This window comes from Staphylococcus sp. EG-SA-2 (genome assembly GCF_017152085.1).
This window is the reverse complement of sequence record NZ_JACYHC010000577.1, coordinates 20854-35050: the sequence shown is the minus strand read 5'-3', so window position 1 is coordinate 35050 and position 14197 is coordinate 20854. Positions and strand designations below refer to the sequence as shown.

The following is a 14197-nucleotide window of genomic DNA, read 5'->3' as shown; positions in this document are numbered from 1 at the left end:
TTTCTTCCTTCAACGCCTTGATTGACAATCGCTTTCTTCATTAAAAATGTTCTTGAACCTATATTTGAGCGGTTGTATGTAGCTACTTATAACTACTCAACTATTGCATCTTACCATTGACGACGTTTCATGTCAATGTCATTGTTTGTTTTTTTAAGGAACTTTATAATCAACGGATAAAGCATAATCAACAGTACAAAATTCATAATTAATGTTGGCAATAATCTAAAGACTACAAAATGAATAATATCAAATTGAATGAATCCTAACATACCGTATATTAATGCCACATAGACTTCTAATAATAAGGTGCTGGCTAATATAATAATGAATAACATCGAATGATCTTTGTAAAAAATTTTAAAGAATCGATCTATAAGTGCTAAAAACAATATATAGCCAAATAAGTACACTCCATAAATACTACCAAAGTATACATCAGTCATTACGCCTAAAAATATGCTGAGCAATAATGATACGCCAAAGCCACGATACACTACCATCATTAAAATATACATAAATGTAAGGTGTGGTACAAATACAAGTTCAAACTTACCTATATGCATTGGAATAAGAAGCCCAATTGCAGTATCTATATAAAATAGTAAAATACCTATCAAAAAATAATACAGTGTACGCATTATTTATCCCTGCTTTCATCATCAGGAATTGTTTTAGGATCTCTTTTTGCAACATAAACATGACTCAAATCTGTTAAGTCTGCACCAGTCTTAACCCTAACTTCTTTAGCTAAGCCGTATTGATCATTTTGAACCTTAGTCACTTCTCCTATATATAAATTACTTGGTAGTTGATCAGCTAATCCACTTGTAACGACTTTATCACCTTTTGAGATATTATCTCTATTATTAATGTCACTAATTACAAGTTCTGAGTTCTTTTCATCATAACGATCAATTAAACCAAATATATTTTTAGAACCGTGTTGTATATTTACAGATAATTTACCCGCACGTGTATTAGTTGAGATTAAATCAACTTGTGAAGAAAATTTATTAACTTTAGTAACTCTTCCAACAAAACCTTGTGATGTCATCACAGCCATATTTGAAGTTATACCTGATTTAGATCCCTTATCAATTACAATTGTATTCATCCACTGATCCGGATTTCTTGCTAAAACCGTAGTAGAAATAGGATCAAATTTTGAAATATCTTTTAAATCAAGCTCTTTTTTTAATTTTTCATTTTCCGCTTCTAATTGTTGGTTCTTAGATTCTAACTGGCTAATCTTATTTTTAGATTCTTTAGAATCTCCTTTTTTAAAAAAGTCCCCAATCGTACCAGCAACAAAATTAACTGGATAACTCACAACTCGTTGTCCAAAAGACACAGAATCACCTATATATTGTTCAGGAGGTGATTGAGATTGTGAACGTATGGACAGCCCAATTAATGCAATAAAAACGATAATTGCACATAAAACAACAATTAATTTGTTATTTTTAAAAAACTTAAGCACCCAGAACACCTCTATTATGTCAAAATATTGTATATCCTTTTCTATTTTATATTACTCCCATTATGAAATAAAGCACTAACTACGAATTACTTTGAAAATGAACAACTCCGTAAAAAATTTGTGGCATTTTAAAAACAAAAAACTACTAGCAAACATTCCAGTCACTAGTAGTTTAAATAATCGATTTAAATTTTAAAATTATTTGTTTGTATCGTTCGAGGATTCACTGTTCGAATTCTGAAGTTGTCTCCAACGTGCGAATAAGTTCTGGGCCTTTTGTTGTTCATTAGCTTGTTTCTGTTTTGATTGTTCTGCCATTTGAACTACACCAACCTTTTAAATTTATTCTAGTGACAGGATAACTAAAATATATTTCTTATGCAATAATTTCCTATTGATAAGCATTTTCGGGTTTTAGTTGTAAATTTTGCCCTAATTCATTTAAGTCTTGTTGCATTTCAAATTCAGTATTGTAAACACGCATTGACTCATCTCCAAATTTATAAAGAATAAATTCGTCTCCTCTTTGACCTATAATATATTGATCATTATAAGCCATGCGATTCATTCCAGACACAGCCATAAACTCTTGTTTATCTATCATTTTAAATACATTTTTAATTTGGCTTAATGGTACATTCTTTATTAAATCATTTTCTTTTAATGAATATTTCTCACCACTTACATAAACATGTTGGGCATCATTAGTGGGTTGCGTAACTTGATTCATTTGATCATTATCGTGATTTACAGGATTCCAATCTTGTTCTTTTAAAAAAGGTGCGTATTTCAAGGCGATATAAACAATTATCACAATTGCTATTACTGCTATAATGTTTTTAATCATACTAAATATCAATCTCATAGTTCGCCTCCAATGTCTTCATCTAATTATATATTTTATTATGTATATTTTCCTCAGTCTTCAGCCTTAATCATGATATATCTTAGGACTGATGCACGTTCATTTAAAATAGCTTATAATTTTGTTATGATTTAAAAGCGTATGAGGAGGTTTGTAGCATTGAGTATACTAACAATTATTTTAATAGCACTATTAGTCATCCTCCTTTTTAGAGTTGGACTTTCTATTTTGCGATTTTTAATTTATGTCGGACTTGTTTTATTATGTATTTACTTAGGATATCAAGGTTTAATTTGGTTGCTCGATTTTTTTCAAATAAATAGTGGGTTTTTACCGCACTTTCAATTTAACAATTAAATTTATTCTGCATAACAAAACTCCTAATGTACTAGTTTAGAATTTTTTAACTAGTTCCACATTAGGAGTTTTAATTTGGTTTCAAGCACGGATACTACTTGATGAACAGATTACTATTACTTACGCCCAAATGCGTTAGATAAAAATCGTATCAGCGCGTAGCTACCACTTAGTAAAAGGCCCCAAACGATTCCAGTAAAAATTGAGCCGATTGCTACACTTAATAAAGGAAAAGCTTGTTTCGTAACGATCACACCTGCTAACGCCGTTACTAAAATACCTAACGTAGATAAAGCTAATGTTATTAATAGATTGCGCTTTGTTACAGGTTCATTTTTAATATTTAACTGCATGGTATAAACCATTGGCACGAGAACCCCGATAATAATAAATAGAGTCACTATTTTTCCTCCAATGAAAGTACTTCGTAGGTATTATACACAAGATACGTCATTAATTCTATCAACTTCAATCATTTTCATCAAAGTAACCCGCTTCTACAAGACTGGTAAATCTATTATCACCGATTATAATATGATCCAATAAATCTATCCCTAAAATCAAACCACACTCCTTCAACCTCATTGTTGTTATGATATCTTCTTGTGAGGGCGTTACATCACCGGATGGATGATTATGAACTGCGATGATTGCATTGGCATTTTCTCTCACCGCAATACTAAAAATTTCACGTGGATGTACAATCGAACTATTTAATGTACCTTTAAAAACACAGGTTTCTTTAATCACTACATTTTTTGAATTTAACAATAAAATGACAAAATGTTCTTGTGTTAAATCTTTCATTGTTGGAATCATATAATCAGCAACATCACTTGGTTGCGTTATTTTTATACGATTATTTTCAGCTCTTCTCCCCATCCTTTCCCCTAACTCAAATGCTGCTTTTAAAGTAATTGCTTTTTGTAATCCAATCCCTTTAACTTTTATCAAATCGTTAATTGAAGATTTTTTCAATTCATTCAGATTCGAAGCAGATTTAAGCAGTTCATTACTAATGTCTATGCTCGAGAATCCTTTTCTTCCGGTGTTAATTAATATAGCTAATAATTCTGTATTCGAAAGACTTTTTGCACCATGGCTTAACAAACGTTCTCTTGGCATTTCTGAAGTTACCATTTCTTTAATTTTCAAAAATATACGCCTCCTAAAAATTGATGGATATCATTATAAAAAAGTGAATTGATAAAAAAGGAAATAAATATAAATGGAACAAGGGGTAATAGTTTAATCGGCTTAAATATCATGGTAATTAAAGCAACTAAACCAGCAATGACAAATGTAAATAAAATGACATAAATAGTGAATTGGAGAGGGAAAAACAAAGAAAGTGCAGATATTAGTAAAACGTCACCATAACCAATATATGCCCGAAATAAAAAGTAGAATATATGCGTGGTCATACTAATAATGATAAAAGCTACTGGATAAATCATACTTAACGAGAGAGAAACGATACAATAAATTATAATTAAGCGACAATCTAACATTAAAGAAGTGATATCGGTCATAGTAAAAATAAGCAGAAAAACATATGTAGTTATAAATAGCGTAGCATTTACGTATGTGAAATCATACTTAATAAAGACGATAGGTATTAAAGCAAAGGTTTCCCCTAAGAAATGTGTTAGGGAAATACGCTTTCGACAGTTTCGACATCGCCCTTTTAATAATAAAAAACTAATAATCGGCATTAATTCATACCATTTGAGTGACGAATTACAATAATCACATTTCGATCTTCTATGTAAATAATCAAATGACGTTTCTTCTATAGATATAAATTGATATAGAAAACTAAAAATACAACTGCAACTATAAGATAACAATACTACCAAATGACAACCTCCTTATGTAAATTATAGTTAGTTATTACCAAAATGTAAATATACACTATTTTTCAAGAATTGAACCGCTTTTTCATTTAAATTTTTCAATATTGCTAAGCATAATTGATGGATACTTTAACAACCCATTACTGCTCGGCAAAATTAATAATGGCAAGAAATTGAACCTTATAAACACATACGATTTAGAGCATAAAAAATAACCATGAAGCTCTACCTATTGATTAAATAGATTCTTCATGGCTATTTTAGTTTTAGTTTTATAATGCTTCAAAGTCTAATTTTGATTTAACTTCACTTATGAAATACAGACTACCGGTAATTACTAATGTATCACCTTGATAATTTTTTATAAATTCAACGTAGTCATCTACTAATTGTATTTCATCATTTTCAATACTACCTACAATTTCTTCTTTGCGTAACGCTTTCGGAAAATCAAATTCAGTTGCATAAAACGTATGCGCAATTAAACTTAAATGTTTGACCATCTCGTTAATCGGTTTTCCGTTTATTGCTGAGAACAAAATATCTACTTTTTCTTTATCATGGTACTGTTTAATTGTATCAATTAGAGCATCTATACTCTCTGAATTATGTGCGCCATCCAAAATGATTAAAGGTTTGTCATGCACCTGCTCAATACGTCCAGTCCAACGAACTGATTCAATACCGTCTATCATCTTATTGAAATCTAATTCAATTAATCCTTGTTCATTTAATTCAATAAGAGCTGTTATGGCTAATGCAGCATTTTGTTTCTGATGTTCACCTAACATGCTTAAAATGATTGTTTCTAATTCATAATCTTTATAACGGTAAGTAAATTCATCATTTTGCGATACAACAACAATTTCTCTATCTAATTCAATTGGCTTTGCATGTTGTTCAATTGCGCGTTCACGAACATATTTTAATGCATCTTCATTTTTAACAGCATATATCACTGGAACGTTAGGCTTTATAATCGCGCCTTTATCCCTAGCAATATCTAGATAAGTACCACCTAAAATATCTGTATGGTCTAGACCGATACTAGTTAAGATTGATAAAACCGGTGTAAAGACATTTGTCGAATCGTTCTTTATACCCAATCCAGCCTCAACAATGACAAAATCAACAGGATGTATTTCACCAAAATATAAAAACATCATCGCTGTGATTATTTCGAATTCAGTTGCAACACCTAAATCTGTTTCACGTTCCATCATTTCACTTACTGGTTTAATACGTGATACTAATTCTACAATAGCGTCATTTGATATTGGCACACCATTTAGACTAATTCGTTCATTAAATGTTTCAATAAACGGCGACGTAAATGTACCTACTTCATAACCATTTTCAACTAAAGCTGTTCTAAGGTAAGCAACTGTAGAGCCTTTACCATTTGTGCCACCTACATGAATACCCTTAATGTTATTTTGAGGATTATTAAATTGTGCTAGCATCCATTCCATACGTTTAACACCTGGTTTGATGCCAAATTTAGTTCTTTCGTGTATCCAATACAAGCTCTCTAGGTAATTCATTGTTACTAACTCCTATGCTTTTAATTGTTCAATTCTTGCCTTCACACCATCATATTTTTCTTGATAATCTTGTTTTTTACGTTTTTCTTCATTTATAACCTTTTCAGGTGCTTTACTTACAAAGTTTTCATTAGAGAGCTTTTTATCTACTCTATCTAATTCGCTTTGAAGTTTAGCTAATTCTTTTTCCAAACGGCTGATTTCCTTATCCATATCAATTAGCCCTTCTAATGGTAATACCACTTTACCTGCAATTACAACTGATGTCATTGCTTTCTCAGGAATTTCCACGTCAGTGCTAATATTTAAGGTACTAGGATTACAGAATTTGATTAAATAATCTTTGTTTTGTGATAAAGTTGTTTCAATTTCTTTATCTTTAGCTTGAATTAAAATAGGTATTTCTTTAGACAATGGCGTATTTACTTCTACACGTGATTGTCTTACAGATTTAATGATTTCAACAAGTTGTTGCATTGTTTGTTTACTTTCTTCAAAAATCAATGATTCACGCACTTCTGGCCATGAAGCTTTAACAATTGTGTCACCTTCATGTGGTAAACTTTGCCATATTTTCTCTGTTACAAATGGCATGAATGGATGTAGCATTCTCATAATATTGTCTAAAGTATAACTCAATACTGAACGTGTAACTTGTTTTTGTTCTTCATCATTACTATTCATTGGAATTTTACTCATTTCAATGTACCAATCACAGAAATCATCCCAAATGAAATTATATAATGCACGTCCAACTTCGCCGAATTCATATTTGTCACTTAAATCAGTAACTGTTGCAATCGTTTCATTTAAACGTGTTAGAATCCATTTATCTGCTAATGATAAGTTACCACTTAAATCGATATCTTCAACTTTAAAGTCTTCACCGATATTCATTAAACTGAAACGTGCCCCATTCCAGATTTTATTGATAAAGTTCCACACTGACTCAACTTTTTCAGTTGAGTATCTTAAATCATGTCCTGGAGATGAACCTGTTGCTAAGAAGTAACGCAAGCTATCAGCACCGTATTCGTCAATAACATCCATTGGATCCACACCATTACCTAATGATTTACTCATCTTACGCCCGTCTTCAGCACGAACTAAACCGTGTAATAATACATCATTAAATGGACGACGATCTGTAAATTCTAAGCCTTGGAATATCATGCGTGCGACCCAGAAAAAGATAATATCGTAACCTGTAACTAAGGCATTTGTTGGGTAGTATCGTTTAAAGTCTTCACTTTCTAAATCAGGCCAACCTAACGTAGAGAAAGGCCATAAAGCACTTGAGAACCACGTATCTAATACATCTTCATCTTGTTGCCAATTTTCAATATCAGTTGGCGCTTCTTCTCCAACATATATTTCGCCTGTTTCTTTATGATACCAAGCCGGAATTTGATGACCCCACCATAATTGTCTTGAAATCGTCCAATCTCTAATATTTTCCATCCATTGGTTAAATGTATGTTCGAAACGTTGCGGATAAAAATCAATACGATCATCTGTTTTTTGGTTATCTAATGAACGTTTCGCTAAGTCTTCCATGCGCACAAACCATTGTGTTGATAAATATGGTTCAACAACAGCGCCAGATCGTTCTGAATGACCTACAGAATGAACATGATCTTCAATCTTGATAACTAAATCTTGTTCTTTTAAATCTTTAACTAGCTGTTTACGACAATCAAAACGGTCCATACCTTCATATTTACCCGCTTTGTCGTTCATTTTACCATTTTCATCCATAACGATAATATTTTCTAATTGATGTCTTTGACCAATTTCAAAATCATTAGGGTCATGTGCTGGTGTCACTTTCATAGCACCAGAACCGAAGTCTATATCAACATACTCATCTGCTAAAATAGGCAATTCGCGTCCTACGATTGGTAATATAACAGTTTTACCGATTACATCTTTGTATCGTTCGTCATTAGGGTTAACAACAATCGCTGTATCACCTAACATCGTTTCTGGTCTTGTTGTTGCAATTTCAATAAAACCTTCACCATCAGCGTAAGGATATTTAAAATGATAAAACGCACCTTGAACATCTTCATGTATTACTTCAATATCAGATAAAGCTGTACGTGCTTTAGGATCCCAATTTATAATACGTTCGCCACGATAAATAATTCCTTTATTGTATAAATCAACAAAAACTTTTTTAACTGCTTTACTTAAACCTTCATCTAAAGTAAAACGTTCTCTACTATAATCTAAACCTAGACCTAATTTAGCCCATTGCGCACGAATAAATGACGCATACTCTTCTTTCCAATCCCATGCCTGTTCTAAAAACTTTTCACGACCAAGATCATATCTAGTTATTCCTTGTTCATTTAATTTAGCTTCTACCTTTGCCTGTGTCGCAATACCAGCATGATCCATACCTGGTAAGTATAACGTATCGTATCCTTGCATACGTTTCATACGTGTAATGATATCTTGTAAAGTCGTATCCCATGCATGTCCTAAATGTAATTTACCAGTTACATTTGGTGGCGGGATAACAATTGTATATGTTTCTTTTGATTTATCTTCTGACGGTTTAAAATAACCATTCTTTACCCATTCTTCATAACGTCCCGCTTCAACTTCACGAGGATCATATTTTGGTTTCATTTCCATTTGTTATACCTCCTAAAAAAATAAAAATATCCATCCTATATACAAATAGGACGGATATTCCGTGGTACCACCTATATTCAAGAAGGATGTTTAATATCAAATTCACTCTTTTAACATAATTGGAATAATCATACCAATACTATCATCGTGAAATTTGAAATGCTTCATCTCTTCAAGCACTCTAGATTATGATTAACGCTCAAACACGTCTTAGCCTACTATTAATCACGTTCAGCTAAGATACTCTGTGGGCTACCTTCAGTAAAAATCATTTACATACTCACACCAAATCATATGCTCTCTTTAAAATAATTTGAACTTACTCTTCCCAAATCCTATATTAAACTCTTAACTTATAGTATAATGATTGACAAAATAAGTCAATGTATAGGTGGGAATAAAATGAATGAATGCGCATTTGGTACTAAAGATCCAGTCTACTTAAACTATCATGATCATGTATGGGGACAACCGCTCTATGATAGCAAGGCATTGTTTAAACTTTTAGCATTAGAATCACAACATGCTGGGCTATCTTGGTTAACTATTTTAAAAAAGAAAGAAGCCTATGAAGAAGCATTTTATGATTTCGAACCAGAAAAGGTAGCACAAATGACCGCTCAAGATATCGACCGCTTAATGACTTTTCCAAATATCGTTCATCATCGTAAAAAATTAGAAGCAATTGTTAATCAAGCTCAAGGGTATTTAAAAATTGAACAAGCATATGGTAGTTTTAGTAAATTTTTATGGTCTTATGTAAATGGTAAGCCTAAAGATTTGCAGTATGAACATGCTTCTGATCGTATCACAGTTGATGATACTGCAACACAACTATCTAAAGATTTAAAACAATACGGGTTTAAATTTTTAGGTCCAGTAACAGTATTTTCGTTTTTAGAAGCAGCTGGTTTATATGATGCACATTTAAAAGATTGTCCATCAAAGCCTAAACACAATTAATTTGCTATAGCATCATAAAGTAAACGAGACATCATCTATTTTTAACTAATAGACTGTCTCGTTTTTTGATGTGAAAATTTATTCAAATCATAAGTTAAAGTTCCAAGTTAATGCACTGCTAATATTAGATATCTTAATCTAAAAATAGATGTACAACCTTTGCTTAAACCTTAATAATGAATTCTATCCTAAGCATAATTCAACTTAAATGGATGATAGTTTCTAATCTTCACGCTTATTCGAACGATATTTTAAAAAGTAATTAATTCCTGGTGCAATAATAAATAGGATGAAAAAGATTCGGAAAATATGATAACTCGTAATCATAGCAACATCGGCACCAGTAGCTAATGCAACTAAAACTATCTGATTAACCCCTCCTGGTGCTGCACCAAGAAACAATTCATTAATAGGATTATTATCAAAGAAATGTATGACATAAACCATGATTAGCGCACCAATTATCAACATAATATTTTGAATTGTAATTGCGATTGCTAGTCTACCTTTTAAATCTGACAATAAATGCGCAATTTGAACTCCAATTCTAATCATATATATTAGTTGTGCCATGTTCAACAACCAATGATCTAGTGTAAATGTTAAACCTGTAGAAAAATTCCAAACAATTAATACAATGAGTGGTGCTAATAATTGAAATGTTGGAAACTTTATTTTAGACATAATTAGATAAACTATAAAGATAGCTATCGCTAAAATAACTATTTGCCCTATGTTTAATACTTGTGATAAAGGCAAGACTTTTGTTAACTTTCCATTCGCATGCATGTTACCATCATGAAAAAAATATGAAATGAACGGTACTAAAACAACAACAAATATAATTCGTGATGTTTGCGTTAAGCTAACAACTAACAAATTAGCACGTTTGTCTTGTTCAGCCATGACCAGCATTTGTGTTAGTGCTCCTGGTATAACACTTAAAATAGCTGTTTCTGTATTAATACGTGCAATTTTTTTAAAAATAAATGCCATTACTATTGCAATTAATAATATCGAAATAGATACAACAATAATCGAAAGCCAATTGTTTTTAATATCCATAACGACATTTTTCGTAAACGTTGATCCGATTTGCACCCCTAATAGTACAATCCCTAATTCACTAAGTAAGAATGGCCATTTAATATCAAGTTTGAAAACTTTCACACAAATGATTGATGCGATAATAGGACCAAACATAAATGGGAGTAATACGTGCGATGAATACAATATAATACTAATAAAAAATGATAAAACGAACACAATGAAATTATTTCTATATATCATTGTCATGTTTTCCACTTCTTTCAATAAAAAATAAAATGACTAAATTGCTGCTTGAGCTTCACGTTTGTTAAGATAACAATATCCGCTAGCAGTTTTGACTACAAAGCATATATGGACTTTCACTATCAAGTCGCCGCCCATGCCTGATATACATTTAAAAAGAGCCTGAACAAAGTTCAGGCTCTCAATTTGTCCGTATATTTATTTTACAATACGACTTAAAGCCGTATCAAATGCTTGAATCGTTTTTTCAATATCTTCTTTCGTGTGTGCCGTAGATAAGAATGTACCTTCAAATTGAGATGGTGGTAAAAACACACCTTCTTTTGCCATTTCTCGATACATTTCTGCAAATAATTTCAAATCACTTTTATTCGCTTGTTCAAAATTAGTTACAGGTCCTTCATTTAAGAAATAACCAATCATTGAACCTGCTCTATTTACAGTTATTGGTACATTGTGTTTAGCAAATACACGCTTTAAACCGTCTTCAAGTATATCGCCTAACATATTAAAATACTCATATGTCTCTGGCGTTAATTGGCTTAACGTTTCATAACCACTTGTCATTGCAAGAGGATTTCCTGATAACGTACCCGCTTGATAAATATTTCCTAATGGTGCTATATGATCCATGATTTCTTTTTTACCACCAAAAGCACCTACAGGTAGTCCTCCACCGATAACTTTTCCTAAGCAAGTTAAATCTGGTGTCACACCAAAGTAACCTTGTGCACAATGATAACCGACTCTGAAACCAGTCATTACTTCATCGAAAATTAGCAATGCGCCGTATTCAGTCGTAATATCTCTTAATCCCTGTAAAAAACCTTCAATCGGTGGTACGACACCCATATTACCAGCAACAGGTTCTACGATTACACCAGCAATATCGTCTCCAAATTTTTCGAAAGCGATTTTAAGTGCATCTAAATCATTGTATGGAACTGTAATTGTATTTTTAGCAATACCTTCAGGCACACCAGGAGAATCCGGCAATCCTAATGTTGCCACCCCAGAACCAGCTTTGATTAATAACGAATCACTATGACCATGATAGCAACCTTCAAATTTCACAATTTTATTTCTGCCAGTATAACCACGTGCTAATCTTAAAGTATCCAATGTAGCTTCTGTACCAGATGACACCATACGCACTTTTTCTATTGAAGGTACTCGGTCAATAACGAGCTGCGCCAATTTATTTTCAAGTAATGTTGATGCACCAAAACTTGTACCTTTATCAATTGCTTCATGTAAATGACTAATAACTTGAGGGTCTCTATGTCCTAAAATAAGCGGCCCCCAACTTAGTACATAGTCGATATACTCGTTACCATCGATATCATAAATTTTTGAGCCTTTACCGTGATCCATAAAAATTGCTGGTGTATCTACTGATTTAAATGCGCGTACTGGACTATTTACACCACCAGGCATTAAAGTTTCAGCAACCTTCATTGCTTCTTCTGATTTCGTATATCTCATAAAGTAAATTCCTCCTATAGTTTATGGAAAATCATACATATAAAACCTTATTTATCTAAATAGCGACAAATGTCCTTTGCAAAATACGTAATAATCATATCAGCACCTGCACGTTTCATTGAAACCATTTGTTCCATAACGACACGTTCTTCATCTATCCAACCATTTTGTGCCGCTGCTTTAGTCATACTATATTCTCCACTCACATTATATGCAACAACTGGAACATTCGTATGATTTTTAACATCTCGAACTATGTCTAAATAACTTAGAGCAGGTTTAACAATCATCATGTCGCACCCTTCTTTAAGATCACTTTCTAATTCACGAAGTGCTTCCAAACGGTTAGCAGGGTCCATCTGATACGTTTTTCTATCCCCAAATGATGGCGCTGAATCTGCTGCATCTCTAAAAGGTCCAAAGAAACTTGATGCATACTTGACACCATAACTCATTATAGGAATATTGTAATAGCCGGCTTCATCTAATCCACGACGAATTTCAGCAACAAAACCATCCATCATATTACTTGGCGCAATAATATCAGCACCAGCTTCCACTTGAGAAATTGCTGTTTTAACAAGTAGTGGCAATGATTTATCATTGTCAACGTCATGTGTATGGTCATCAATCACGCCACAATGACCATGATCAGTATATTCACATAAACAAGTGTCTGCAACAATTAATAAGTCATCATACATTTTTTTAGCAATACGTGTTGCCTGTTGAATAACACCATCGTGAATGTATGCACCAGTACCTATATCATCTTTTGAGTTTGGAACACCGAAAAACATAATGGCACGTATGCCTAAGTCATAAGCTTCTTTTAATTCACTTTCAAGTAAATTCAAACTGATTTGGTATACACCTGGCAATGACTTAATTTCTTTTTTCACATCGTCTTTTTCAACTACAAAAATTGGATATATTAAATCTTCTTTTCTTACATGATTCTCTCTAACCATATCTCTCATTGTCGCTGATGATCTCAATCTTCTATGTCTATCAAATTTCATTTTTAGCCCCTACTTTCTAAAATCTTTTCAATTAGTGATTCGAGTGTTTGAATTTCTGCAATTGTTACTGGTTGTTGATATGTTTTAATGGTCCGTGCTGTTTGTTCTCCAATAGCAAAATACGACTTGAATTTTGGTACAAATCCTTCATTAAAATAATAACGTACTGCCGACGAACTTGAAAATGTTAATGCATCGATTTGTTGATGTTCTATCATTTCTTTAACATCTTGTATATTTTGTTTGTTAGGCACTGAAGTATATAAATCTATTTTAACAACTTCATTATCTTTAGATAACGCTGCTAATAACAATGGTCTCGCCAATTCACTCGAAGGCAAAAGTATTTTTTGGTTAGTTTGATTAAATGATTTTAAAAATCCTTCTTGAGAAAAGTCGTTTGGCATAAAATCAACTCGAATGCCAAGTGATTCACAATATTGCGCTGTCTTACTTCCTATCACAGCAATGTTATCAACATTAATTCCTTTTAGATATTTATAAAAGAATTTCACAGCATTTTTAGATGAAAAAATAAGCCAGTCATAGCGTTGATTTAACAAATGAATATCAAAATTTAGTGGCTTTATATCAATAAAGGGTTTGTGAATAATTGATACTAAATCACTTTGCATGTCATTTGTTTGTGTCATAACTACAACTGGCTTCATATTTAAACGTCACTC

Annotated in this window: 16 protein-coding genes and 1 other annotated feature; of the genes, 2 read left to right on the top strand and 14 right to left on the bottom strand. The window is 32.3% G+C overall.

Annotated features, from left to right (window positions below; translation table 11 throughout):
* Positions 1 to 110: 110 nt before the first annotated feature.
* From mreD to IDG60_RS10165, 4 genes are all read right to left on the bottom strand, one after another.
* Positions 111 to 641 (bottom strand): rod shape-determining protein MreD, encoded by a 531-nt coding sequence (mreD, locus tag IDG60_RS10180; RefSeq protein WP_001259925.1) that lies wholly within the window; start codon positions 639 to 641, stop codon positions 111 to 113.
* Positions 641 to 1483, bottom strand: coding sequence for a rod shape-determining protein MreC (gene mreC, locus IDG60_RS10175; RefSeq protein WP_000911041.1), 843 nt, complete (start codon positions 1481 to 1483; stop codon positions 641 to 643). The genes mreD and mreC overlap by 1 nt, the downstream gene beginning before the upstream one ends.
* Before the next feature lie 198 nt (positions 1484 to 1681).
* On the bottom strand, positions 1682 to 1801 hold the full coding sequence (locus tag IDG60_RS10170; RefSeq protein ID WP_000840602.1) for a hypothetical protein: 120 nt from the start codon (positions 1799 to 1801) through the stop codon (positions 1682 to 1684).
* Positions 1802 to 1874: 73 nt separating this feature from the next.
* Complete coding sequence (locus IDG60_RS10165) at positions 1875 to 2348, bottom strand: DUF4930 family protein (protein WP_001236734.1); 474 nt, start codon at positions 2346 to 2348, stop codon at positions 1875 to 1877.
* Between the two features lie 159 nt (positions 2349 to 2507).
* Between IDG60_RS10165 and IDG60_RS10160 the strand changes: the two genes are divergently transcribed.
* Positions 2508 to 2705: a hypothetical protein gene (locus IDG60_RS10160; RefSeq protein ID WP_000025835.1), complete on the top strand. Its 198-nt coding sequence runs from the start codon at positions 2508 to 2510 to the stop codon at positions 2703 to 2705.
* A gap of 116 nt (positions 2706 to 2821) precedes the next feature.
* Here IDG60_RS10160 and IDG60_RS10155 read toward each other — a convergent pair whose 3' ends face one another.
* The 5 genes from IDG60_RS10155 to IDG60_RS10135 form a co-directional block, all read right to left on the bottom strand.
* Positions 2822 to 3106 carry a hypothetical protein gene (locus IDG60_RS10155; protein ID WP_000171859.1) on the bottom strand — a complete coding sequence of 95 codons (285 nt, stop codon included), beginning with the start codon at positions 3104 to 3106 and terminating at the stop codon, positions 2822 to 2824.
* 67 nt (positions 3107 to 3173) lie between these two features.
* Positions 3174 to 3860 carry a RadC family protein gene (gene radC / locus IDG60_RS10150; protein ID WP_000692870.1) on the bottom strand — a complete coding sequence of 229 codons (687 nt, stop codon included), beginning with the start codon at positions 3858 to 3860 and terminating at the stop codon, positions 3174 to 3176.
* The gene (locus IDG60_RS10145) at positions 3857 to 4564 is read right to left on the bottom strand and encodes a prepilin peptidase (RefSeq protein WP_000261115.1); all 708 of its coding nucleotides are present in this window, start codon (positions 4562 to 4564) and stop codon (positions 3857 to 3859) included. Before IDG60_RS10145 ends, radC begins: the two co-directional genes overlap by 4 nt.
* 269 nt (positions 4565 to 4833) lie before the next feature.
* Complete coding sequence (locus IDG60_RS10140; RefSeq protein ID WP_001108346.1) at positions 4834 to 6105, bottom strand: bifunctional folylpolyglutamate synthase/dihydrofolate synthase; 1272 nt, start codon at positions 6103 to 6105, stop codon at positions 4834 to 4836.
* A gap of 12 nt (positions 6106 to 6117) precedes the next feature.
* Positions 6118 to 8748 carry a valine--tRNA ligase gene (locus tag IDG60_RS10135; protein WP_000425353.1) on the bottom strand — a complete coding sequence of 877 codons (2631 nt, stop codon included), beginning with the start codon at positions 8746 to 8748 and terminating at the stop codon, positions 6118 to 6120.
* Between the two features lie 43 nt (positions 8749 to 8791).
* Positions 8792 to 9093 (bottom strand) — a binding site (T-box leader).
* 57 nt (positions 9094 to 9150) lie between these two features.
* Between IDG60_RS10135 and IDG60_RS10130 the strand changes: the two genes are divergently transcribed.
* Positions 9151 to 9711 carry a DNA-3-methyladenine glycosylase I gene (locus IDG60_RS10130; RefSeq protein ID WP_001001237.1) on the top strand — a complete coding sequence of 187 codons (561 nt, stop codon included), beginning with the start codon at positions 9151 to 9153 and terminating at the stop codon, positions 9709 to 9711.
* Between the two features lie 222 nt (positions 9712 to 9933).
* Here IDG60_RS10130 and IDG60_RS10125 read toward each other — a convergent pair whose 3' ends face one another.
* The 5 genes from IDG60_RS10125 to IDG60_RS10105 are packed head-to-tail and all read right to left on the bottom strand — an operon-like array spanning position 9934 to position 14182.
* Positions 9934 to 11007, bottom strand: coding sequence for an AbrB family transcriptional regulator (locus IDG60_RS10125; RefSeq protein WP_206160663.1), 1074 nt, complete (start codon positions 11005 to 11007; stop codon positions 9934 to 9936).
* Between the two features lie 33 nt (positions 11008 to 11040).
* The gene (locus tag IDG60_RS10120) at positions 11041 to 11142 is read right to left on the bottom strand and encodes a hypothetical protein (protein WP_001788970.1); all 102 of its coding nucleotides are present in this window, start codon (positions 11140 to 11142) and stop codon (positions 11041 to 11043) included.
* Between the two features lie 60 nt (positions 11143 to 11202).
* The gene (gene hemL / locus IDG60_RS10115) at positions 11203 to 12489 is read right to left on the bottom strand and encodes a glutamate-1-semialdehyde 2,1-aminomutase (protein WP_001270865.1); all 1287 of its coding nucleotides are present in this window, start codon (positions 12487 to 12489) and stop codon (positions 11203 to 11205) included.
* Positions 12490 to 12536: 47 nt separating this feature from the next.
* Complete coding sequence (gene hemB, locus IDG60_RS10110; RefSeq protein WP_000667126.1) at positions 12537 to 13511, bottom strand: porphobilinogen synthase; 975 nt, start codon at positions 13509 to 13511, stop codon at positions 12537 to 12539.
* Positions 13512 to 13513: 2 nt separating this feature from the next.
* Entirely contained in the window at positions 13514 to 14182 is a 669-nt protein-coding gene (locus IDG60_RS10105) for a uroporphyrinogen-III synthase (RefSeq protein WP_000805951.1), read from the bottom strand.
* Positions 14183 to 14197: the final 15 nt, after the last annotated feature.

Coding starts and splice junctions, on each gene's coding strand:
- mreD (WP_001259925.1), bottom strand. CDS start 641: ATGCGTACACTGTATTATTTTTTGATAGGTATTTTACTATTTTATATA.
- IDG60_RS10170 (WP_000840602.1), bottom strand. CDS start 1,801: ATGGCAGAACAATCAAAACAGAAACAAGCTAATGAACAACAAAAGGCC.
- IDG60_RS10165 (WP_001236734.1), bottom strand. CDS start 2,348: ATGAGATTGATATTTAGTATGATTAAAAACATTATAGCAGTAATAGCA.
- IDG60_RS10140 (WP_001108346.1), bottom strand. CDS start 6,105: ATGAATTACCTAGAGAGCTTGTATTGGATACACGAAAGAACTAAATTT.
- IDG60_RS10135 (WP_000425353.1), bottom strand. CDS start 8,748: ATGGAAATGAAACCAAAATATGATCCTCGTGAAGTTGAAGCGGGACGT.
- IDG60_RS10130 (WP_001001237.1), top strand. CDS start 9,151: ATGAATGAATGCGCATTTGGTACTAAAGATCCAGTCTACTTAAACTAT.
- IDG60_RS10125 (WP_206160663.1), bottom strand. CDS start 11,007: ATGACAATGATATATAGAAATAATTTCATTGTGTTCGTTTTATCATTT.
- IDG60_RS10120 (WP_001788970.1), bottom strand. CDS start 11,142: ATGGGCGGCGACTTGATAGTGAAAGTCCATATATGCTTTGTAGTCAAA.
- hemL (WP_001270865.1), bottom strand. CDS start 12,489: ATGAGATATACGAAATCAGAAGAAGCAATGAAGGTTGCTGAAACTTTA.
- hemB (WP_000667126.1), bottom strand. CDS start 13,511: ATGAAATTTGATAGACATAGAAGATTGAGATCATCAGCGACAATGAGA.
- IDG60_RS10105 (WP_000805951.1), bottom strand. CDS start 14,182: ATGAAGCCAGTTGTAGTTATGACACAAACAAATGACATGCAAAGTGAT.